At 68.7% G+C, this 21,508-nt stretch carries 22 protein-coding genes; 10 read left to right on the forward strand and 12 right to left on the reverse strand.

Annotation, left to right across the window (positions count from 1 at the left end; all coding sequences use genetic code 11):
• Window positions 1–14: 14 nt before the first annotated feature.
• The 4 genes from ABG085_RS08725 to ABG085_RS08740 all read right to left on the reverse strand — a co-directional run bounded on the left by ABG085_RS08725 (window position 15) and on the right by ABG085_RS08740 (window position 2,802).
• On the reverse strand, window positions 15–398 hold the full coding sequence (locus tag ABG085_RS08725) for an RNA polymerase-binding protein RbpA (RefSeq protein WP_347978988.1): 384 nt from the start codon (window positions 396–398) through the stop codon (window positions 15–17).
• Window positions 399–524: 126 nt separating this feature from the next.
• Window positions 525–1,301 (reverse strand): glycerophosphodiester phosphodiesterase family protein, encoded by a 777-nt coding sequence (locus ABG085_RS08730; RefSeq protein WP_347978989.1) that lies wholly within the window; start codon window positions 1,299–1,301, stop codon window positions 525–527.
• Complete coding sequence (locus tag ABG085_RS08735) at window positions 1,298–2,311, reverse strand: SPFH domain-containing protein (protein WP_347978990.1); 1,014 nt, start codon at window positions 2,309–2,311, stop codon at window positions 1,298–1,300. The genes ABG085_RS08730 and ABG085_RS08735 overlap by 4 nt, the downstream gene beginning before the upstream one ends.
• Window positions 2,308–2,802, reverse strand: a complete 495-nt coding sequence (locus ABG085_RS08740; RefSeq protein ID WP_347978991.1) for an NfeD family protein — start codon at window positions 2,800–2,802, stop codon at window positions 2,308–2,310. The genes ABG085_RS08735 and ABG085_RS08740 overlap by 4 nt, the downstream gene beginning before the upstream one ends.
• Before the next feature lie 44 nt (window positions 2,803–2,846).
• On the opposite strand from ABG085_RS08740, the gene ABG085_RS08745 reads away from it, so the two are divergent.
• Window positions 2,847–3,620: an SDR family oxidoreductase gene (locus ABG085_RS08745; protein WP_347978992.1), complete on the forward strand. Its 774-nt coding sequence runs from the start codon at window positions 2,847–2,849 to the stop codon at window positions 3,618–3,620.
• 3 nt (window positions 3,621–3,623) lie between these two features.
• On the forward strand, window positions 3,624–5,609 hold the full coding sequence (locus tag ABG085_RS08750; protein WP_347978993.1) for a S9 family peptidase: 1,986 nt from the start codon (window positions 3,624–3,626) through the stop codon (window positions 5,607–5,609).
• Window positions 5,610–5,679: 70 nt separating this feature from the next.
• On the opposite strand, the gene ABG085_RS08755 is transcribed toward ABG085_RS08750, so the two are convergent.
• A complete protein-coding gene (locus ABG085_RS08755) occupies window positions 5,680–6,237 on the reverse strand; it encodes a DUF308 domain-containing protein (RefSeq protein WP_347978994.1) in 558 nt (185 codons plus the stop codon).
• 183 nt (window positions 6,238–6,420) lie between these two features.
• Between ABG085_RS08755 and ABG085_RS08760 the strand changes: the two genes are divergently transcribed.
• The 3 genes from ABG085_RS08760 to ABG085_RS08770 are packed head-to-tail and all read left to right on the forward strand — an operon-like array spanning window position 6,421 to window position 8,005.
• A complete protein-coding gene (locus ABG085_RS08760; protein ID WP_347978995.1) occupies window positions 6,421–7,014 on the forward strand; it encodes a sulfite oxidase-like oxidoreductase in 594 nt (197 codons plus the stop codon).
• Window positions 7,011–7,736 carry a ferredoxin reductase gene (locus ABG085_RS08765; RefSeq protein ID WP_347978996.1) on the forward strand — a complete coding sequence of 242 codons (726 nt, stop codon included), beginning with the start codon at window positions 7,011–7,013 and terminating at the stop codon, window positions 7,734–7,736. Before ABG085_RS08760 ends, ABG085_RS08765 begins: the two co-directional genes overlap by 4 nt.
• A complete protein-coding gene (locus ABG085_RS08770) occupies window positions 7,736–8,005 on the forward strand; it encodes a DUF6510 family protein (protein ID WP_347978997.1) in 270 nt (89 codons plus the stop codon). The genes ABG085_RS08765 and ABG085_RS08770 overlap by 1 nt, the downstream gene beginning before the upstream one ends.
• Before the next feature lie 16 nt (window positions 8,006–8,021).
• On the opposite strand, the gene ABG085_RS08775 is transcribed toward ABG085_RS08770, so the two are convergent.
• Window positions 8,022–8,942 (reverse strand): AEC family transporter, encoded by a 921-nt coding sequence (locus ABG085_RS08775; protein ID WP_347978998.1) that lies wholly within the window; start codon window positions 8,940–8,942, stop codon window positions 8,022–8,024.
• 88 nt (window positions 8,943–9,030) lie between these two features.
• Here ABG085_RS08775 and ABG085_RS08780 point away from each other — a divergent pair, with 88 nt between their 5' ends.
• From ABG085_RS08780 to ABG085_RS08790, 3 genes are all read left to right on the forward strand, one after another.
• Complete coding sequence (locus tag ABG085_RS08780) at window positions 9,031–9,480, forward strand: pyridoxamine 5'-phosphate oxidase family protein (protein WP_347978999.1); 450 nt, start codon at window positions 9,031–9,033, stop codon at window positions 9,478–9,480.
• Between the two features lie 122 nt (window positions 9,481–9,602).
• The gene (locus ABG085_RS08785; protein ID WP_347979000.1) at window positions 9,603–11,027 is read left to right on the forward strand and encodes an anaerobic C4-dicarboxylate transporter family protein; all 1,425 of its coding nucleotides are present in this window, start codon (window positions 9,603–9,605) and stop codon (window positions 11,025–11,027) included.
• A 50-nt stretch (window positions 11,028–11,077) separates the two neighbouring features.
• The gene (locus tag ABG085_RS08790) at window positions 11,078–12,421 is read left to right on the forward strand and encodes a M20/M25/M40 family metallo-hydrolase (protein WP_347979001.1); all 1,344 of its coding nucleotides are present in this window, start codon (window positions 11,078–11,080) and stop codon (window positions 12,419–12,421) included.
• Window positions 12,422–13,176: 755 nt separating this feature from the next.
• Here ABG085_RS08790 and ABG085_RS08795 read toward each other — a convergent pair.
• The 3 genes from ABG085_RS08795 to ABG085_RS08805 form a co-directional block, all read right to left on the reverse strand.
• The gene (locus ABG085_RS08795; RefSeq protein ID WP_347979002.1) at window positions 13,177–13,929 is read right to left on the reverse strand and encodes an SDR family NAD(P)-dependent oxidoreductase; all 753 of its coding nucleotides are present in this window, start codon (window positions 13,927–13,929) and stop codon (window positions 13,177–13,179) included.
• A 141-nt stretch (window positions 13,930–14,070) separates the two neighbouring features.
• On the reverse strand, window positions 14,071–14,796 hold the full coding sequence (locus tag ABG085_RS08800; protein ID WP_347979003.1) for a Type 1 glutamine amidotransferase-like domain-containing protein: 726 nt from the start codon (window positions 14,794–14,796) through the stop codon (window positions 14,071–14,073).
• Complete coding sequence (locus tag ABG085_RS08805; RefSeq protein ID WP_347979004.1) at window positions 14,793–14,918, reverse strand: hypothetical protein; 126 nt, start codon at window positions 14,916–14,918, stop codon at window positions 14,793–14,795. Before ABG085_RS08805 ends, ABG085_RS08800 begins: the two co-directional genes overlap by 4 nt.
• 317 nt (window positions 14,919–15,235) lie before the next feature.
• Between ABG085_RS08805 and ABG085_RS08810 the strand changes: the two genes are divergently transcribed.
• A complete protein-coding gene (locus ABG085_RS08810) occupies window positions 15,236–16,129 on the forward strand; it encodes a DUF808 domain-containing protein (protein WP_347979153.1) in 894 nt (297 codons plus the stop codon).
• A gap of 104 nt (window positions 16,130–16,233) precedes the next feature.
• On the opposite strand, the gene ABG085_RS08815 is transcribed toward ABG085_RS08810, so the two are convergent.
• The 3 genes from ABG085_RS08815 to ABG085_RS08825 all read right to left on the reverse strand — a co-directional run bounded on the left by ABG085_RS08815 (window position 16,234) and on the right by ABG085_RS08825 (window position 20,517).
• Window positions 16,234–18,240 carry an ATP-dependent helicase gene (locus ABG085_RS08815; RefSeq protein WP_347979005.1) on the reverse strand — a complete coding sequence of 669 codons (2,007 nt, stop codon included), beginning with the start codon at window positions 18,238–18,240 and terminating at the stop codon, window positions 16,234–16,236.
• Window positions 18,241–18,397: 157 nt separating this feature from the next.
• Window positions 18,398–19,807, reverse strand: a complete 1,410-nt coding sequence (locus ABG085_RS08820; protein WP_347979006.1) for a hypothetical protein — start codon at window positions 19,805–19,807, stop codon at window positions 18,398–18,400.
• 80 nt (window positions 19,808–19,887) lie between these two features.
• A complete protein-coding gene (locus tag ABG085_RS08825; RefSeq protein ID WP_347979007.1) occupies window positions 19,888–20,517 on the reverse strand; it encodes an ABC transporter ATP-binding protein in 630 nt (209 codons plus the stop codon).
• 506 nt (window positions 20,518–21,023) lie between these two features.
• Here ABG085_RS08825 and ABG085_RS08830 point away from each other — a divergent pair.
• Complete coding sequence (locus tag ABG085_RS08830) at window positions 21,024–21,497, forward strand: hypothetical protein (RefSeq protein ID WP_347979008.1); 474 nt, start codon at window positions 21,024–21,026, stop codon at window positions 21,495–21,497.
• Window positions 21,498–21,508: the final 11 nt, after the last annotated feature.

The following is a 21,508-nucleotide window of genomic DNA, read 5'->3' on the forward strand; positions in this document are numbered from 1 at the left end:
GCGTGGATCGCGGCTCAGGCGCTGAGCTTGTCCGCCGTGACGTTCTCGCCTGCTCCGCGGCGGGCGCGCACGTAGGCGAGACGCTCTTCCAGGAGCTCTTCGAGCTCGGGAAGCGTGCGGCGCTCCAGCAGCATGTCCCAGTGGCTGCGGGGGGTCTTGTCACCGGAGTGATCGACGGTCGCAGTGCCGTCACCCACCCGCAGCAGCGCCTCGGCGCCGCACGTGCGGCACTCCCAGGCGGGCGGAACCTCGGCGTCGGCCGCGAAGGTCAAAGTCGTGTCACGTCCACACACGGTGCAGGTGTAGATGTGCTGTGCGCGTTCATGGAACACGACGCCCTCTTCGCTCTGTAGGCTCTGGGCGCCGAGTCGGATGCCGCGCAGACTGCGGTCTGCCATTTTGTGGTCCTCTCGTCGCTGTATAGGTATAACGAAGTGACCTGAGCGGATCATCCGAAGCACCCCTGTTCATCGACCTTTCACAGTGGATGCACAGCGGGGCAGACGCCCGGTCACCGGGTCGTGCTAAGTGAGTGCGGCCAGCGCGACGTCTGCCCGGTCGGTGACGATGCCGTCGACGCCCATCGCGACGAGGCGCCGCATGTCGTCGGGCTCGTTGACGGTCCAGACGTGCACTTCGACGCCGTGGCGGTGGGCGGCGGCGACCAGCCGTGATGTGACGATGCGCACTCGGCCCTGGCGCTCCGGAACCTGCAGGGCGTCGATGCCGCCCAGGGCACGGGCCACGAGGCGGTCCGACCGCGCTGCGACGGCGGCGAGCACCCGGGCGATGGTGCCACGGCCGCCGGAGGTCGCAGGGCGCACCCCGCCGCCGGCGGCGGCAGCCGCGAGCAGCGCGGCTCGCCGGCGTTCGTCCGAGAAGCTCGTCACCAGCACGCGATCCCCGAAGGGCGCGACCGTCGTGCCGACCGCGGATGCGGCATCCGTCGCCTTCACGTCGAGGTTGAACCTCAGGGTCGGGAAGGCGTCGAGAGCCTGAGCGAGCGTGATCAGTCCTCCGCGGCCCGTCATGAGCCTTTCGAGCTCACGCACGGAGACGGCGGCGACCTTGCGCGGGTCGCCCGTCACGCGCGACAGATCGTCATCGTGGAAGAGCACCACCGTGCCGTCGGCGGTGAGGTGGCAGTCCGACTCCACGTAGAGAGCGCCGGCGGAGTGCGCGGCGGCCACGGCGGCGAAGGAGTTCTCGACCACGCCGCTGTGCGCGGCGTCCGGCGTCACGAGCCCGCGGTGCGCGAGAACGCGCGGCGTCGCAACGCCGGCGAACCACGGGTGGGTCACGGGGTGGGCGGGGTTACTGCCGGCGGCGGACCGCCCAGTGCGGCACCACCCGAGGCGGCACCGCCCGGCGCGGTGCCTGTGGACTGCCCGCGGCCCTTGGCCGCGGCATCCGTCATCACACCGGCGAACGACCCCGTCAGACCCTTGAGCGCCTCGGTGAACTCGCTCGGGATGATCCACAGCTTGCTCGAGGCGCTGTCGGCGATCTTCGGCAGCGTCTGAAGGTACTGGTAGGCCAGCAGCTTGTCGTCGGGATTGCCGGAGTGGATGGCGTCGAAGACGGTCTGGATCGCCTCGGCCTCGCCCTGCGCGCGCAGCACGGCGGCCTGCTTGTCGCCCTCGGCCTTGAGGATCTCGGCCTGCCGGCGGCCCTCGGCCTCGAGGATCTGCGACTGCTTCGAGCCTTCGGCGGTGAGGATCGTCGCGCGGCGCTCGCGCTCGGCGCGCATCTGCTTCTCCATCGAATCCTGGATCGAGTGGGGCGGGTCGATGGCCTTCAGCTCGACACGGGAGACGCGGATGCCCCACTTGCCGGTGGCCTCGTCGAGCACGACGCGCAGCTGCCCGTTGATGTTGTCGCGGCTGGTGAGCGCCTCTTCGAGGTTGAGCCCACCGACGACGTTGCGGAGCGTCGTCGTCGTGAGCTGCTCGACGGCGCCCAGGTAGTTCGCGATCTCGTAGGTCGCGGCGCGGGCGTCGGTGACCTGGAAGTAGACAACGGTGTCGATCGACACGACGAGGTTGTCCTCGGTGATCACCGGCTGCGGCGGGAACGACACGACCTGCTCGCGCATGTCGATGAGCGGGCGCAGCCGGTCGATGAAGGGGACGAGCAGGTTCAGACCCGGCATGAGGGTCTTGTGATAGCGGCCGAGGCGCTCGACGACGCCGGAGCTGGCCTGCGGGATGATCCGGATGGAGCGGAAGATCACGACCAGCACGAAGATGAAGACCGCGATCGCGAGAATCCATCCGATCGCGGTGGGGATGACCGAACTGACGTCGTTCATGCGAGCGGGTCCTCAGGTGTGGGGGGAAGGGGAGTGGGGGAGTCCGAGCGGACCACCGCCGTCGCGCCCTCGATGCGGCTCACGCGCACCGGCGTGCCGGGGTCGAGGTCGCCGGACTCGGTCCGGGCGGTCCAGATGTCGCCGTTGGCGAGCTTGACCTGCCCGCCGTGCGCGCCGATGGAGGAGACGACGGTGCCCCGTAGGCCGATGAGGGCATCGATGTTCGACGGAGTCGGGTCCTCACCGCGTCGCAGCCGCCGCAGCAGAGGGGGCCTCAACACCAGCAGGAGGATCGCGGAGACAGCGGCGGCGATGATCACCTGCAGCCAGATGGGTGCCCCCAGCAGGTCGGCGACCAGGCCGGCAACACCACCGATGCTCAGCATCAGGAAGGTGAAATCGAGCGTCAGCATCTCGATCACGAGGAAGACCAGGATCAGCACCAGCCAGCCGATCCATGCCCACTGTTCGACCGTCTCGATGAGCTCCACGATGCGCCTCCTGTGCTCTCGAACCTAGCAGGTAGGGTCTACACGTGACTGAGACATCCACCCCGCTTCCCGAGAGCTCGCTGAGTGGCAAGACCGCCCTCGTGACAGGCTCGTCCCGCGGCATCGGAGCCGACACCGCGCGCTACCTCGCGCAGGCCGGCGCGAACGTCGTCATCAACTACCGCAACAAGGCTCCGCGGGCCGAGAAGCTCGCGACGGAACTGCGCGACCTCGGCGTCGAGGTGCTGGTGGTCGGCGCAGATCTCACCGACGCGGCATCCGTCCAGGCGATGTTCGACGAGGTCGCCCGCACGTTCGGCACCCTCGACATCCTCGTGCTCAACGCCTCGGGCGGTATGGAGTCCGGCATGGCCGAGGACTACGCGCTGCTGCTCAACCGCGATGCACAGGTGAGCGTCCTCGAGACCGCGCTGCCGCTGCTGGGTGAGGGCTCGCGCGTCGTCTTCGTCACGAGCCACCAGGCGCACTTCATCCGCACGACCCCGACGATGCCCGAGTACGAGCCGGTCGCGCTGTCCAAGCGCGCCGGCGAGGACGCACTGCGCGAGCGCATCCCCGCGCTGACCGAGCGCGGTGTCGAGTTCGTGGTCGTCTCGGGCGACATGATCGAGGGCACCATCACCGCGACGCTGCTCGAGCGTGCGAATCCGGGGGCGATCGCCGCCCGTCGCGAGGACGCGGGCAAGCTCTACAACGTGTCGGAGTTCGCCGCCGAGGTCGCCCTCGCCGCTCTCGAGCCGGTGCCCGCCGACAATACGCGTCTGGTCGGCGACGTCGCGTCGTTCGGGACGGAGTGATCGGTGCGGGCACACGACATCGAAACCCTCGTCTCCGTCGGACGCCCCGAGATCGCCGCTGACGGCTCGTTCGCCGTCTTCGCTTCCTCTCGCCCCGACATCGCCGCCAACCGGGCTGTCGGCCAGCTCTGGCGCGTGGAGCTTCCGGAGGGCGCGCCCCGTCGCCTCACCCGCGGCATCGCCGACGGCTCTCCGAAGCTGTCGCCCGATGCGTCGCGCATCGCGTTCGTGCGCGGCGACGCCAAGGGCAAGCCCCAGGTGCACGTCGTGGCGGCGGGCGGCGGCGAGCCGGTGCAGGCCACCGACGCGGTGCTGGGTGTCGAGGACTTCGCGTGGTCGCCCGATGGTGCGACGATCGCCTACCTCGCCCGTGTGCCCGAGACGGGCCGCTACGGCAGCGTGGAGGGGTTGGATGCCTCGGCCGAGGCGCCCCGGCACATCACGGGTGTGCGCTGGCACGCGAACGGCCTCGGCTACCTCGGCGACCGCCCTGCGCACATCTTCGTGATCGCCGCACCCCAGCCGGACTCGGAGCCGTTCTACGAGCCCGCCGCGGCCGTGCGCCCCGACGACGAGACGCCCCCGAAGAAGATCGTGGTGGCCGCCGAGGCGCGCTCGCTCACCGACGGGGCGACCTCCCACAGCGGCCTGGTGTTCACGAAGGACGGCCGTGAGCTGCTGACCGTGCCCGACGAGATCGAGCCGGACCGTCGTGACCTCCGCAATCGCGTCATCGCGGTGGCTGTCGACGGATCCGGCGAGCGTGAAGTGCTCTCGGCAGACGCCGGGCTGTCGCTGTCGGCGCTCGACGTCGCTGACGACGGCACCATCGCCCTCTTGGCCAACGAGGTGGGCGAAGGCGTCGACTTCGTGGCGCCCGGCGTCGGCCTGTGGCTGCTCGACGAGGGCAGCCCGGTGCGCCTCACGGACGTCGACGACATCGATCTCGGCGAGATGGGCAGCCACATCACGGCCGTCGGCGACGCCTTCCTCGTGCAGGACCGTACGCGCGGACGAGTGCGGCTGATCCGCGTCGCCCGCGACGGCGCCATTTCCGAGATCCTCGGCGGCGACCTCGAGGTGAACGGCCACGCCGCCGTCGGCGATCGCGTCGTCGCCGCCGTGGCACGCCCCGACTCCTTCGGCGAGCTCGTGCTCGTCGACGACGGCGTCGCGCGCACCCTGACGTCGTTCGGCGCGCGGGCTGCGGCATCCGGGATCGCGCTGCCGCGCGAGCTGACCGTCACCGGTCGCGACGGCTACCCGGTGCACGGCTGGGTCGCCACGCCCGAGGGCGACGGTCCGTTCCCGGTCATCCTGCAGATCCACGGCGGTCCGTTCGCGTCGTACGGGGTGCACCTCTTCGATGAGACGCAGGTGCTGGTGGATGCCGGCTACGCCGTGGTCTACTCGAACCCCCGCGGCTCGGCGGGGTACGGGCGCGCCCACGGGCGCAGCATCCGTCAGCAGATGGGCACCGTCGACTTCGCCGACGTCATCGACTTCCTCGAGGGCGCCATCGCCGCGGACGACCGGCTCGACGGCGACCGCGTCGGCGTCCAGGGCGGCTCCTACGGCGGGTACCTCACCGCCTGGGTGATCGCGCACGACGATCGCTTCGCGGGCGCGATCGTGGAACGGGGCTTCCTCGAGCCGGTCTCGTTCCAGGGCACGAGCGACATCGGATCGTTCTTCGGCGACGAGTACGTGGGCATCTCAGCCGACGACATCGCCCGCCAGAGTCCGATGGCCGTCGTCGGCCAGGTGACGACGCCGACGCTCGTGATGCATTCCGAGCTCGACTTCCGCTGCCCGCTCGAGCAGGCGACGCGGTACTACTCGGCGCTGAAGCGCCAGGGCACCGAGGCCGAGCTGCTGGTGTTCCCCGGTGAGAACCACGAGCTCACCCGCTCGGGCCAGCCACGCCACCGCGTCGAGCGGTTCGCCGCCGTGCTCGACTGGTGGCGCCGGCACCTGCCCGTCGACTGACGACGTGACCAGAACGACGACGGCCCCGGGAGCGATCGCTCCCGGGTCCGTCGTCGTGGGTGACCTCTGATCAGAGGTCACCCTTGAAGGTGAACGCGCGCACGATGTTGATGATGCCGAGGACGATGAGCGAGATGCCCAGGATCCACCAGAGCACGATGACGCCCCAGATCGGCGAGAACAGCACGATGATGCCCGCGATGATGCTCAGGATGGCGAAGAAGATCGACCAGCCCTTCGACGCGGCGTCACCGAGCGTCGACAGCGCGACGATTCCCTCGACGATCCACATGATGCCGATGAGGATGCCGAGGAACAGCGCGAGCCACGCGGTCGTCTGACCGATGTTGAACAGCGCCACGACGCCCGCGATGATGAACAGGATGCCGAGGGCGATGTGGCCGACACGCGCCCACCCGCCCTTGGTCTTGGAGAAGATCCCGAGTCCGGCGTAGACGAGCCCGGCCGCGATCGCGTAGATCGCGATGATGACGGTGACGACCGCCGCGGTCTTGCCCGGCCAGACCAGGATCAGGATGCCGACGATGAGTGCGAGGACGCCGCCGACGCCCAGCGCCGTGCGGATGCCGTTGACGGCCGACTTCTCGGCTTCGGATGCAGTAGACATGGGGGCCTTTCTGAGAGTTCCCTGTATGCGGTGCGGCTAAAGCTTAGACCCGTCGTCGAACTTCGCAACGAGCGTGAACGTGTGTTGCCCAATGCCCATCGCACGGGCGGGGCGCACCGCGCTAGCGTGAGCGTGCGTGACCGTGACGATGTGCGCGCCGCAAGGCGCAGGAGGAGGGTTTCGATGGCCGTCGTTTCGAGGGGATTCGGAGCGCGGCGTCGCGAGAGCGATCCGCGGCTGCCGCCGGGTCAGTACCTGACCGAGGACTTCCCGGTGCTGTCGGCCGGGCCGACGCCTCGTATCGATCTGGATCAGTGGCGCTTCGCCATCCGGAGTGAGACCGGCAGCCAAGTCTCGTGGACATGGGACGAGTTCCAGGCCCTTCCCATCGAGGACGTCGACACCGACATCCACTGCGTCACCCGCTGGTCGAAGCTCGGTACGTCGTGGCGGGGTGTCTCGCTCGACACGCTTCTCGAATCCGTCGAATCCGAGGCCGAGTACGCCATGGCGCACTCGTACGGCGGCTACACGACGAACATCCCGCTCGACGAGCTGCGCGACGGCCAGGCGTGGGTCGCGTTCGAGTTCGACGGCGAGCCGCTCGACCCCGAGCATGGAGGACCCGCCCGTCTGCTCGTGCCGCACCTCTACTTCTGGAAGAGCGCGAAGTGGGTACGCGGCCTCACGCTGATGGACGACGACGAGCCGGGCTTCTGGGAGCAGAACGGCTACAACATGCACGGCGACCCCTGGACCGAGGAACGGTATTGGTGACGGTCGGGGGCTGGCAGCCCGCTCGAGTGGTCGAGGCCGTCGGTGCCACGCCGTCTGCTCGACTCCTGCATCTGCAGGTACCCGGGTGGCCCGGGAACGAAGCCGGCCAGCATGTCGACATCCGGCTCACCGCCGAGGACGGCTATCAGGCGGTGCGCTCGTATTCGATCGGATCGTATGGACCGGGCGAGACCATCGAGCTCGCGGTGGACGAGATCCCCGACGGCGAGGTCTCTCCGTACCTGGTCCGCGATGTGCTGCCCGGCGACGAACTCGAGGTCAAGGGTCCGCTGGGCGGCTACTTCGTGTGGCGACCCGGGGGAGCTGCGCCCGTGCAGCTCATCGCGGGCGGCTCGGGCATCGTGCCGCTGATGGCGATGGTGCGGGCGGCGACGGACGCCGGGGCCGCGGCATCCGTTCGACTGCTGTACTCGGTGCGGACGCCCGAAGACGCGATATATCGCGACGAGCTGGAGCGGACGGCGACCGACGGGGGAGTGGGGCTGACCTGGCGCTACACACGGGCGGCGCCGGACGGCTGGACCGGACACGTCGGGCGGGTGGACGACGACGTGCTGCGCGCGGCAGTGTGGGAACCCGGACGCGAGCCGATCTTCTTCGTGTGCGGCCCGACGGGTTTCGTCGAGCACGTCGCCGACGCTCTCGTCGGGTTGGGCTATCCGTCCGCCCGGATCAGGACCGAACGCTTCGGAGGTGGATGATGCGCGCTGAGATCGCGAGCAGCACGGTCGACGGCAATGCCGCCGCAGGCTTGCTGTGGGACGTGTTCGAAACCGATGTCACGGCGTTGACCGCGGTGTGCGGCGGATGTCGTGAAGGGGCGCCGGTCGCGGAGGCGGTCGTCGAGATCGATGACACGGCCGCCATCGTGCGCTGTCGCACCTGCACGCACACGCTCTTCACCGTGCTCCGGCACGAGGGCGGCGTGCGGCTCGTGATCGGGACGCTGCACGAGATCGTCCGGCCCTGACGGGGGAGCAGCCGGTCTATCCCAGCAGCAGCGTCACCAGGATCAGCACGGGCACGCAGCCGATCGTGGTCAGGAACACGGTGTCGCGCGAGATCGTCTCGCCCACGTCGTAGCGCTGGGAGTAGTTGAAGACGTTCTGCGCGGTGGGAAGCGCGGCGAGCACGGTCACCACCAGCACGTCGTGTGCGGCCAGGCCGAAGGCGAACGCCGCCAGGGCCCAGGCGATCACCGGCATCGCCACGAGCTTCAGGCTGATTGCGAGCACGATGTCCCGCCGACGGCCCGAAGGCCCGAGCACACGCTGCCCGTGCAGCGAGATGCCGTACGCGATCAGCATGATCGGCACGCACGCGTTCGCGATGAGCATCGCGGGCTCCATCACGATCGGCGGCAGCCGCACGCCCGAGACGGAGACGATCGTGCCCAGCAGCGAGCCGAGCACGATCGGGTTCGTCGCGACACGCCCGATCGCGCGCCAGAGCGACGCGCGGGCGGTGGTGACGGCATCCAGGATCGCCATCGTGATGGGGGTGAAGACCAGCAGCTGCAACAGGATCACCGGCGCCGGATACGCCGCACTGCCGAGCAGGTAGAGCGACAGCGGGATGCCGATGTTGTTGGAGTTCACCTGACCGGCGCTCAGGGCCCCGATCACGGTCTCGCCGACCGAGCGCTTCCAGGCGACCCGTGCGACGAGCGTGTAGACGAGGATGACGGCGACCGCCGCGATCGCCGACACGGGCAGGAGCGCCGAGAACAGCGTCTGGACGTCGGCCTGCGCGAGCACGACGAAGAGGAGGAACGGTGACAGCACGAAGAACGTCAGCCGGGCCAGCACGGGTCGCGCATGCTCTCCGAGGAGGTCGATGCGGCCGAGGATCCATCCCACGAGGATCGCCACGCCCACCACGACGAATCCGGTGAGCGACTCCAGCATGCTCCGAGCCTAGGAAATCGTTCTCTCGGTGGCGAATCGCGCGTCGCCGTCTGACAGACTGGCACGCGCTGGACGAAGGGAGACACGGATGCCGGAACCCCGTGACCGCGTGACGCGGAAGGCCGATCTGCTCGCCGCGCTGACCGCGCCCGCCGCTGACGTCTGGGTGGCGACCGCGTCGGCCGAATCGGCGCCGTACCTGGTGCCGCTGTCGCTGGCGTGGATCGATGATCGCGCCGTCATCGCCCTCGAGGAGCGCTCGGTGACGGCCCGCAACCTCGCTGCGTCAGGCGTCGCTCGTCTCGCGGTCGGCCCGACCCGCGATGTCGCGCTGATCGATGTCGTGCTCGAGCGGTCGGTGGGAGTCGACGACGACGAGCCGCTGGGCGAGGCGTACGCGGCGCAGGCGGACTGGGACCCGAGAGGAGTCCCGGGCTACGTCTTCCTCGTGCTGCGGCCGACCCGCATCCAGGCCTGGCGCGAGTCGAATGAGCTGTCCGGTCGCGTCCTCATGCGTGACGCCACCTGGCTCATCTGAATCCGTCCTGCCGGCGCCCCCGGCGCGGGGGAGGGATGCCGCGTCCGGCATGTCTCTCGACGCCGACACGCTGCGCCGCTATCGTCAGCCCTGACAACGACGTCTGATGCCGGGGGGTTCCGATGGAGACCGTGATCGTCATCCTTCAGGCATGCGTGGTGATCGGCGCGATCGTCATGGGCGTTCGCACCGGCGGCATCGGCCTGGGCCTCTGGGGCGTCGTGGGCACGGCGATCCTGGTGTTCGTCTTCCGCCTCGAACCGGGCTCGCCGCCTGTCGACGCGTTCTTCATCATCATCGCCGTGATCACGGCGTCGTCGGCGATGCAGGCCGCGGGCGGCATCGACTACCTCGTCGCCATCGCCTCGAAGATCATCCAGCGCAACCCCGGGCGGCTGACTTTCGTCGCACCCCTCGTCGCCTTCGTCTTCACGGTGCTCTCCGGGACGTCGAACATCTTCTTCGCGCTGATCCCGGTCATCTACGAGACCGCGTATCGCAACGGGCAGCGACCCGAGCGGGCGCTTGCGGCCTCGACGGTGACGTCGGGGCTCGGCATCACGGCCAGTCCGGTGTCGGCGGCGATGGCTGCCTACCTCGTGCTGATGGAGGGGACCGGCTACGGCCTGCCGCAGATCCTCGCCGTGACGGTACCCGCCGCGATCGTCGCGTGCATCGCCACGTCGTTCGTGCAGCAGCGGATAGGCAAGGACCTGGTCGACGACCCGGTGTTCCGCAAGCGCGTCGAGCAGGGCGTGGTCGAGGTCCCGGCGCCGCTGAAGGCGGCCTATGCGGCACGCAGCGCGGGTGGCGGCAGCGCCGCCGGCGGCCGCACCACCTCGGCCGGCGGACGGGCCGTCGAGGTGCAGCCCGTTGTGCACACAGTGCCCCCGGGAGGTGCGACCGCGGCGTGGATCTTCCTCTCCGGAACGTTCCTCGTCGTGGCGCTCGGTCTGTTCTCGGGGCTGCGTCCGGCATTCCCCAATGACGAGGGCGAGCTCGTGCCGATCGGGATGTCGGTGGTCATCGAGATGGTGATGTTCACCGTCGCACTCGTGATCATCCTCGTTCGCAAGGTCAAGCCGTCGCTGGTGGTCGAGCAGCCCCTGCTCCGTGCCGGCTACGTCGCCGCCGTCGCCCTCTTCGGCATCGCGTGGATGGCGGACACCTTCATCTCCGCCAATGAGGAGACGATCATCGAGCCGCTCGGCGCGATGATCGAAGCGAACCCGCTGCTGCTCGCCGTCGCGTTGTTCCTGGTGGCCGGCCTGACGACGAGCCAGTCCGCGACGACCAACACGCTCATTCCCATCGCACTCGCCGCGGGGCTCGCTCCCGGAGTGATCACGGCGATGTGGCCTTCGCTCATCGGCGTGTGGCTCTTTCCTGCGAACGGCTCGCAGATCGCCTCGGTCGAGACCGACCAGACCGGATCCACCAGGCTCACGCAGGTGCCGGTCTGGCACTCGTTCACCATTCCGATGCTGGTGTCCTGGGTGGCGGTGGTCGCCTCAGGTCTCCTGATCCAACTCATCATCCCGGCCTGATCGTCCGGCTGCGTCATCCGCAGCCCGTTCCTGCGACGAAAGGAGCAAACATGTCCGACACGTCGGCGACGGCGGAGGGCGCCGCGGCGCTCATGCCCGAGGTGATCGAGCGGCTCGAGGCCCTCGTACGCATTCCCTCGGTCGCGTTTCCGGGCTTCGACCCGGCGCCTGTGCATGAGATGGGCCGAGCGGTGGTCGACCTGTTCGAGGCGGCGGGTGCGGCGGGCGTGTCCCTCGTGGACGTGCCCGATGGGTATCCGTGCGTGTTCGCCGACCTGCCAGGACCGGAGGGCTCGCCGACGGTGCTGCTGTACGCGCACTACGACGTGCAGCCGGCACCCGAAAGCCAGGAATGGACGACGCCGCCGTTCGAGCCCGTCACCAAGGAAGACGGGCGCATCTACGGGCGGGGCGCCGCCGACGACAAGTCCGGGCTGGTCATCCACTACGCCACGCTGAAGCTCCTCGGCGCCGATCGGCCGTGCCGCGTCAAGATCCTCGTCGAGGGGGAGGAGGAGACCATCTCCCACCTCGAGGCGTTCGTCGAGGCGAACCCCGACATGTTCGCTGCTGACGCGTACGTGATCGCCGACATCGGCCCGCAGTCACCTGGTCGACCGGGGCTCACGACCGCGCTGCGCGGCGACGTGGCGTGCACCGTCACCGTGCGGACGCTGGCGAACCCGGTGCATTCTGGCGAGTTCGGGGGAGCGGCACCGGATGCCCTCACGGCGATGATCCGCATCCTCGACACGCTGCACGACGAGAACGGCGACACCGTCATTCCTGGCGTCGACAGTGGCGCGTGGGACGGTGCGGAGATGGACGAGGACGTCTATCGGGCCGGCTCCGCGATCCTTCCCGGCGTGGAGTTCCTCGGCACCGGATCGCTCTCGGACCGCATTTGGGCGAAGCCTTCGGTCACCGTCCTCGGCATGGACCTGCCGAACACCGCTGAGGCCTCCAACGTGCTGCTGAACCAGGTGAAGGCCAAGCTCTCGATGCGCATCATCCCCGGCTCGGACGGCGATGCGCAGCTCGAGGCGCTCATGTCGCACTTGCGCGCCCAGCGCCCGTGGAACTGCGAGGTGGTCGTCGAAAAAGTGAAGGTGGGGCATCCGTTCGCGGTCGACGAGTCCCACCCGGCCATCGTCGCTGCGGAAGATGCGCTGCGCGAGGCCTACGGCGCCGAGGTGGAGGCGATCGGCAGCGGAGCATCCATTCCGCTCGTGGCCTCGTTCAAGAAGATCGCGCCGGACGCCGCGATCGTGCTGTGGGGCGCGGAGGACACCGCACAGGCGCGCATCCACGCGTCCGACGAATCCGTGGACCCCAAGGAGATCGAACGGATGATCGTCGCGCAGACGCTGTTCATCCGCGAGTTCGCCGACTGAGGACGTTTCCTGGCGCGCCGCGTCGTGTCGGCTTTTCTTTTACAAGCGGCGGCGCCGGCGTCGCTTCTCGATGCTCGCTCGTCCCAGTTGGTCGCGTATGCCAGAAGTGGTTGCTGCCAGGGGGTCTTCCGCGGAAATGCGGCTCGGTTGCCACGGGACGCGGCCACTCTCCAGTAACGCCGATAATGCACATTATGTCAGTTCGAGGCTCGACGATCTACGCGATTCGCACCGAGGACGAATCGGGCACACAGCCAAGCACTCCCCTGGAATCGGGCTTCGGCCTGGCCTTATTGCGCATCGCACGCGACGGCGACTTCTGGCTGCTCTGTAGCTGTGAAACGGGCAGCGGGCTTTTTCAGCTCTTGACGCCATCTGCATCGGTCCGACCATGACGGCTGCGCGTCGCCGGCGAGTGCGTCGCCCGCTTCCCGACGCATTCCCCGCCGCGACCGCCGGAGCACGGTGGTGAACCGCGCAGAAGGCGGGCAGTCATCCGGGCGCTCGTACCAGATCACCTTCTGGAATGCTGGCGGGAACTACCTACGCGGACCTGGGCTCACGAGCACGCCTCCACCACTCCACCCACTCCCCTCCCCCACGACCAGCGGCTCGCACTCGAACGAGCCCACGACCGCACGCTGTACCTGGCGGGCGCGGGACCTCATGGCTCGCCGTCGCATCGCGTGTCGCTCCCAGCCGCTGTTGTCCGCTAAGGCGGATGTGCGCGTCGCGGAGTGGTTTCGCGCCCTCCCTCAGCGGATGGTCCACCCGCCGTCGACGACCAGCGTCTGCCCGGTGATGAGGGACGCCGCGGGAGAGCAGAGAAACACCACAGCTCCGGCTACCTCGCTGGGCTTGCCGATCCGGTGCAGCGCCGCTATCCGGTCGATGACGTCGGCGCGGAACGTGGGGTCAGACAGCGCCTCGGCCGTACCGTCGGTTTCGATGAACGTGGGAGCGACCGCGTTGACGCGGATGCCCCGCTCGCCCCACTCGACCGCATGACAGCGAGTCATATGCAGCATCGCTGCCTTTGCGATGCAGTACGACGACTCGCCGGGCAGCGCCACGATGCCTGCTTGCGACGCGACATTGACGATTGCGCCGCCGGATGGCATCGAGCGCGCGACGTGCTGCGAGAGGAACAGTGCCGAACGGACGTTCAGCGACCACACCGCATCGAAGTCCGCCTCCGTAACGTCGATCGCCGGCGCGTTTATCCCGCCGCCGGCGTTGTTCACCAGGATGTCGAATGCGCCATCATCGGATGCCGCATCGAGCGACGCTCGGGCGCTCTCAAGCTGCGTGACATCGAGGGCGATCAAGGACGCGGAACCGCCCTCAGCCCGAATCGCCCGGAGTGGCGGTTCCGCGCTTTCCGGATCGCGGACGCCCAGGACCACGTGGGCGCCTGCCGCTGCGAGCGCGTGCGCGATCGCAAGACCCAGACCGCGATTGCCTCCAGTGACCAGAGCTCGCCGGCCCGTCAGATCGAAGTACTCCATGTCGCTCCTCAGTCATTCGCTCCGGAGGCCGCCGAGTCATGCCCCTGATTCGGTCACTCCGCGCCCGAGACTAGTAGGCCGGGGTGCCAGATCCCCGCGCTGGCCGCGACCGGTGAGCGAGCTGCGTGCCGGGGGGCGCCCTCACGTGCCGATCGTGGAGACCAGCACGCCGCCCTCGGCCGGCAGCACCCGCCAGACGCTGCCATTGCCCTCGACCCGGAGCCCGCCATCGTCCACGATGAGGGCCGTGCGCTCATCGACGCCGAGCCCGCCCTTGACCAGCCCGGACTCGACGGCGGCCACCAGTCGGGACAGCATGCCGCGCTGGGCGACGTGCACCTCGATGGCCACGTCGACAAGGCCGATACCCGCCTCGATCTCCAGTTCGTCGCCCGCTTCGCCGGGTTCCTCAGGTGAGACGACCACGCCGCCGATGCGCGAGCCGCCTCCGAGCGAGCCCTCTGCCGCGATCATCGCTCCGGCCGAGACGCCGAGGTACGGCACACCGCCGGCAACCAGCCGGCGCAACTCGCCGAATACCGGCTCGAGCCCGGCGCGCACGTCTTCGACGACGCCGCCCCCCACCGCGATGCCGTCGACATCGGCGATCGCGCCGAGCCCGATCGGCTCGCCGGGCCGCCCCGCGGTCAGGTGCACCTCGATCCCGCGTCCCGTTGCGGCCTCGGCCAGAAGCTCGCCAAGCGCCGCCGCCTTCTCCTCGGCTTCGGGATGCAGTGAGATCACGGCGATGCGCGGCAGGGAGCGGCCCGCATCGCCCGCTCGCCGTGCCGCTTCGTCGACGAACGGCGCGTAGAGCGGGGCATCCGCACCCGTGGTCGCGCCGCCGCCGATGAGGTGCACGCTCACGCGGCACCATCCCCCGCTGCGACGGCGAGCGATGCTGCCGCATCGTGCAACTGGTCCCAGGTGAGGCTCTTGCGGCAGATTCCGCCGATGCCGGTGCCTACATCGTTCGCATCGAAAGTCATCCGACGAGCCTACGGGTGAGAGTTCAGGCGTGCCGGGCGCCGGGACCCATGGTCGGTGCCGACGCGTAGGAGCCGCCGCGGTTCTGGCCCCGCTGCGCGATCCACGGCACACGTGCGAGCTCGCGGCCTGATGGACGACCTCGGGGTGCGCAGCCGACCGCAAGCAGGTCGTCATCGGGCAGCGGTGGGCAACGCATCCCTTGCCCGCCGAGATGCCTGAACGCAACCCGTTTGTCGACGCGGCAAGGCTGCACTAGCGTGCATGAAGGCGATGGGCGCGTGCCCGCGCGTCGAACGTCCAGGGTGGAGGCTTGAGCATGTCGGTGGGTTTGCTCGCAGTAGTGGACGACATCCTGACCGCCGCTGTCAAAGCGAGCGCGAAGACGGCTGGCGTGGTGATCGATGACGCGGCAGTCACCCCGCAGTACGTACAGGGCGTTCTTCCCGCGCGCGAGTTGCCGATCGTCGGCAAGATCGCGCTGGGCAGTCTCGTCAACAAGTTCGTCATCATCATCCCCATCGCTCTGCTGCTGACCGCTTTCGCGCCTTGGGTACTCCCCTGGTTGCTGATCGTAGGCGGCTCCTACCTCTGCTTCGAAGGCGCTGAGAAGGTCATGGAGTGGTTCGGCGCCGAGCATGGTCCTGGTCAGGATGAACCCCGGAACGAGCGCAAGCTCGTATTCGGGGCGATTCGCACAGACCTGATCCTGAGCACCGAGATCATGCTGATCTCCTTGGCCAGCCTCGACGCGGGCTTCGGTCTGTGGATGACGTTCGGCGCCCTGGCCGTGATCGCTCTCGCTATGACGCTGCTCGTCTACGGTGCCGTCGCGCTCTTGGTCAAGATCGACGACATCGGCCTGGGCATGTCGAGGAGCTCCGCGGCGCGTGTGCGCAGCACCGGGGAGCGGATCGTGCGATCGATGCCTACGGTGTTCCGCATCATCAGTGTCATCGGCACAGTGGCGATGCTCTGGGTCGGTGGCCATCTGGTGATCGCAAATCTGGCGGAGACCTTCTGGGCGGCCCCGTACAACGCATTGCACGCCGCGACGCACGCGGTCGAGTCGCTCGGCCCGGTCGTCGAGTGGATCGTCGACACGGCGCTGTCGGGGTTGTTCGGCCTGGTGCTCGGGCTGATCATCGCAGGGATCGTATTCGTAGTGATGAGGGTTGTGAAGCGCAAGGCGCCGGTCGGCGCCTCGCATTGAGCGGCGTGACCGCAAACGAACTGCGGTGCCTGACGGTCTAGGATCCGTCCGAAGTGATTGCCGTCAGCCACTCCCCCGCTCTCGGGCGGACCAGCCGATGCGAATCAGGCGAAGAGTTCGTCGAACTCGTCCGTGCGCACGCGCGGCGCCGCGACGGCCCGCTTGATCGCAGGCGCGGGGTCGACGGCGGCGGTGCTGACCGACTCCATCAGAGCGCGGGCGGGCTCGGTCAGGAACCTGCTGGGCTTGGCGGCGACGTGCTTGGCCAGGAACGCGGTGGGATGCGTGGGCAGTTGCGAGGGCACGTACACGTCGAGCGCGTCGCGTGCGCGGGTGAGCGCGACGTAGAAGAGGCGCCCCTCCTCGGCGAGGCCGGCGGATGAGGTGAGTGCCATGTCCGAGGGCATCGCGCCGTCGTTCGCGCGCAGCAGGTGCACCGTGTCCCATTCCAGGCCCTTCGCGGAGTGGATCGTGGAGAGGGTCAGCCAGTCCTCGTCGAGTTGTGGCTGCTTCGCCCAATCGCCGGCGACGTTCACCGGGTCGATCGCCTGCTCGCTCACGAACGTGCGCAGATCGCGTTGTCGAGCGGCGGCCTCTGCGATGCCATCGACTTCGGTCACCCGACGCTGCCAATCCGGGTAGTGCGCGCGCAGCAGTGGATCCACCGCGCCTCTGCATGCCTCGACCAGCTCCGGTACGGCGGTCGTGGAGTCGACAGAGCCGAGCAGGGACAAGGTGGACGCGAGCCCGGTGCGCGCCTTCGCCGGTGCCGCCGCGACCGCGTCGGCCGCGCGATCGACGCCCCCGTCCGCGAGGATCCAGGCGAGGCTGCGCGCACTCGCCTTGCCGATCGCACGGTGCCGCGTGAGCAGCCGGTACCAGGACACCTCGTCTGCCGGATTGAGCACCACTCGGAAGCTCGCCAGCAGGTCGCGCACATGCGACGTCTCGAGGTAGCCGATCCCGCCGAACTTGTGGAACGGGATCCCCCGCACCTTGAGCTCGACCTCGAGCTGCGCGCTGTGGGATCCGGCGCGCATCAGCACGGCCTGCGAACGCAGTGGCGTGCCATCGACGTGCGCGGCGAGGATGCGGTCCGCGATCGTGCGAGCTTCGTCGTCGGCGTTGCGGCAGGTGACGAGGGTCGGCCGGGCGCCCGGCTGCGAACGGTCGGCGACGAGCCGGAGCCTCAGTTCGCCGGGGCGCACCTGGTTCGCGAGGTCAAGGATTTTCTGTGTGGAACGGAAGTTGCGTTCGAGGCGCACGAGGGTGGCGTCAGGGTACGCCTCGATGAGCTCGAGCAGGTGCCCGGCGTTCGCCCCCCGGAACGCGTAGATCGCCTGTGCGTCGTCGCCGACGACGGTGAGCCCGCGGCCGTCGGGGCTGAGCCCGCGCACGATGTCGACCTGGAGTTGGTTGACGTCCTGGTACTCGTCGACCAGCACCCAGTCCCAGCGCGCCCGCAGCCGCGCTCCGACATCGGGATCAGTCACCAGCGCCCGCCACGCGATGAGCAGATCATCCAGGTCGAGCAAGCCGCGCTCACGCTTGCGGTCCCGGTAATGGCGCAGCAGGCCGGCGATCGCGTCGGCCTGCTCGAGCGCCCAGGGAAACTGCTCTTCGATGACGGCGCGGGCCGGGGTCGCGGTGTTGATCGCGCGGGAGGCGATGTCCGCGATCGTGCGGGTCGTGGGCAGCCGGACCTCGGTGCCGTCGAGCCCGTGCTCCGCGCGCAGCAGGTCGATCAGGTCGATGACGTCGTCGGGATCGATGACCGTCACGTCCTCCAGCGCCAGATGCTGTGCGTGCTCGGCGACGATGCGATGCGCGACGGCATGGAACGTGCCTCCGGCGATGCGCTGCGCAGCCTGCGCGTCGCCGCACATCACCGCAGCGCGAGAGAGCATGGCGGATGCCGCGCGCCGGGTGAACGTCAGCAGCAGGATCCGTTCAGGCGGGACACCCGCCTCGAGCAGCCGCGCAACACGTGCGGTGAGCACCCGCGTCTTCCCGGTGCCGGCGCCCGCCGCGACCACAAGCGGCCCATCGCCGTGCTCGACGGCCTCAACCTGCGCCGGATCCAGCCCGGCGAGCGCATCACGTACTGCCACAGGGGCGACGGTAACGAGACCCCCCGACATCCAGCCGTCAGCATTCCACGCCCGGCGATGATCCGGTCGAACAAGCTACGGGCCATCTCCGACAGTGCCCGGAGGCGGGTCCTGCTGCGCCTCTCAGGTGTCCACAGGGATCGGCGCTTCGGTGGGGCTATCCGCGCCGACGCCAGCGGTGAACAGCGACTGCGAGCATCGCGCTTGTGATGCCGACGAGCGGTATCGGAGCTTGGAGGATCAGCGTCGCGGATACCCCAGCTATCGCCGTCACGAGCACTGCGTCGAGGGCCCAGATGAGTCGAATCGCCGCCCCTAGGTCGCCCATCGGGGTGGGGATGGGTGCGAGGAGGGCGGGTTGGAGTGGGCCTTTGAGGGCGTTGCTGACTCTTGCGACCAGGGTGAGGAGTGCGAGAGTCAAAGCGCTCAGAAGCGGTGGGATGACTGCGATTCCCGTGATGGCCGCGCATACCGAGACGGCGGTTACCAGGACGATCGCGGTCACGATCAGTGGAAAGAGAAGATGGTTCGTCAGTAGGTGCGCGTCGCTGATCCCGTACAGCGGGAGGTCTGATGCGACGTAGGCGGCGTGGCGCATCCCGTCGGTGAGGGGTCCGAGTCCTGTGAACAGAAGCACGCCTGCCACGGCCCCGAGAAGGAGGCCGGGTGTGGTGGGCACGAGAGCAAGCACGATGAGTGCACCTGCGCCGGTGAGGGCAAGGATGCCGGCGATCAAGCGGCCCGGTGTGCGCGTCGCTCCGACGGCGTCGCGGATGAAGAACGTCACGGCCAGCCGATTCATCGGTCGAACGGCGCGAAGGCGGCGGCCTCGGTGTGGTCTTGCCTGGTAGGTCGCGGCGGCGGTGCTGAAGTCCATGCCGGCGGCGTGAATCGTGGCGGAATCCCAACGCGCCGCCTGCGCTGCGAGTTCTGCGTGACTGAGACGGTTCATCAGTGCCGGGAGCGAGGCGGCGAGTGCGATGGCGAGCGCGCATGCCGCGGCGGTGGCGGACATTGAACCGATACCTGGGTAAGCGAGTGCGACCCATCCCCAGGGAGTGAACGGTCGTGTACTGGGGAATGTCGCGGTGGCTGCGCCGAGTGCCAGCGAGCCAAGGGCCAGCGGGATGGCGGCTCGGGAAAAGGCTTGGCCGATGAGCCAGAAGGCGGTTGTGACGACTCCGACTGCCGCTCCGACCACGGTGAACGCCAGCGCGTGAAGCGGCTCAACCAGGCCACGGCTTGCAAGACTGCTCGCAACGACGCCCGCTGCGATCGTCGTCGACGCCGTCACTATGGCGGCGGCGCGCAGTACCGGGCCGGCGAATGTGTCCGATCGGGGCAGGTCGGTTGTCGCCAGCGCATGGGTGAGGAACGGGGGAAGCAGGGCGGGGCCACGTTCGCGACCCAGCAGCAGTGCCCCTGCCCACACGCACGCAACAACGAGCGCGGTCATCGCCGGCGCCGCAGCGGACGCGAACAGGGCTGCCCCTTCCGTGCTGAACGCGCTCAACCACACGGCGCGCGCAACGGGCGCCGCGACCACAACCGTGACCATGAGGAACATGTAGACCACATATCCGCGGTCGCGGACGGTGCGAGCGCCACGTGCGCGCCATACGCGAACCGCGGCTTCCGAGCGTGCGCTCATGCCGCGGCATCCAGCCAGACGGTCTGCCCGCCCACCCGGTCCGCAAGTGCTGAGCTGTGCGTGGCAAGCACCAGGGTTGCGCCCCGCTCGCGACGAGCGCGCAAGACGCGGGCCATCGTCTCAACGTGCTCAGGATCCAGCCGTTGCTCCGGTTCATCGAGGATCAACACGTCAAAAGGGCGGGCAAGAGTCATCGCGAGACCAAGCAACTGCATCTGACCAGACGAGAGCTCATGCGGGAAACGCTCACTCAGCCCGCTGAGCCCAAGCTCCGCCAGTACGTCATGGGTGGTAGCCACCGCCGTCCCCGGTGTGCGCGCCCAAGTAGTGGCGACCAGCAGGACATGGTCGTAGAGGGTGAGGTCAGGCGCCATCGGTGGCAGCCCGATCATCGCCGCGACCCGGCGCCGGAACTCAAGATCCCGCTCAGCCACGTCCGCACCCCCGATGCGTACGAGCCCCGCCGTCGGCTTCCGGACACCGGCAAGCACTCGCAAGAAGGTCGATTTCCCTGCCCCGTTCCGACCTCGCACGATCAGAGCGTCACCCCGCCGCGCCCTCACGGAGACGGAAGCGAGAAGCGTCACGTCACCCGTCGTCACGCAGACGTCGTCCATCTCGATCATGAATCCACTCTCCCAGATACCGCAGGAACGCACGGGGTCACGGGCGGGCGCGCGTGAGCTTCAAGCAGTAAGCCGCGCTCGTCGTCGCTTTCGTTCTTCCGCACAAAAGGCGTTCGGTAGCCGGTCCGCCAGCGGGCGGGCGAGCGGGTGCCCGACGGCTTGCGGCCGTGGCGGGGTTCATTGGCTTCCTGCCCATCTATGCTACGAGCCGTGCGATTCGTAACTTGGAACGTGTTGTGGCGGTTCCAGCCCGATTGGAGGGCGCGGGAAGACGCCATCGTGACAACTCTCGAACAACTCCAACCCGACATTCTCGGGCTGCAGGAGTGCTGGTCCGTAGGCGAGGACTCGCAGGCGCACGTCATCGCCCGACGACTCGGCCAGCATGCAGCGTTCGACGGTCCGTCGTTGCCACCGGTTCCCGACCCGCCGGAGCATCCCGATCAGGAGGGGACACGTCTGGGTGTCGGCCTCGTCAGCCGGTGACGCATCGCCAGGTCGCACCGGTGGCGCTTGAGGCGGAGATACAGCATCCCGACGGGACGTTTCGTGTCATCGTCGCAGCGACCGAATGGGAACCCGACTACGCCGACGACCACCTCGCTCAGACCGCAGCGCTCGCGCGACTGCTCGTCCCCACGCCGAAGCGAAATGAGCCGGCAGTCGTTCCTGCCTTCCTGCTCGCCGACCTCAATTGCGATGCAAGTCAGGCCGAGTACGCGCCACTCGCGGAGGTAGCAGACGACACCTGGGACCTCGGCGGCGGCGATCCGGATGCCGTGACCCTCAGCTCTGCCGTGCCTTTCGCACCACTCGAAGCGGCGAAGGAGATCGATCGACGCATTGATCACATCCTCGTGGCGCGGGGCGCTGGAGTCTCCGTCCGGAAGGCCTTCACGGTCAGTTCGGCCGTGGGCGACGTGTACCCATCGGACCACTTCCCCGTCGTCGCCGATGTCCGGCTTGGACCAGCCAGATGAGGCCGGCCGGT

It is taken from the genome of Microbacterium sp. ProA8, assembly GCF_039905635.1.
Taxonomy (GTDB): Bacteria; Actinomycetota; Actinomycetes; order Actinomycetales; family Microbacteriaceae; genus Microbacterium; species Microbacterium chionoecetis.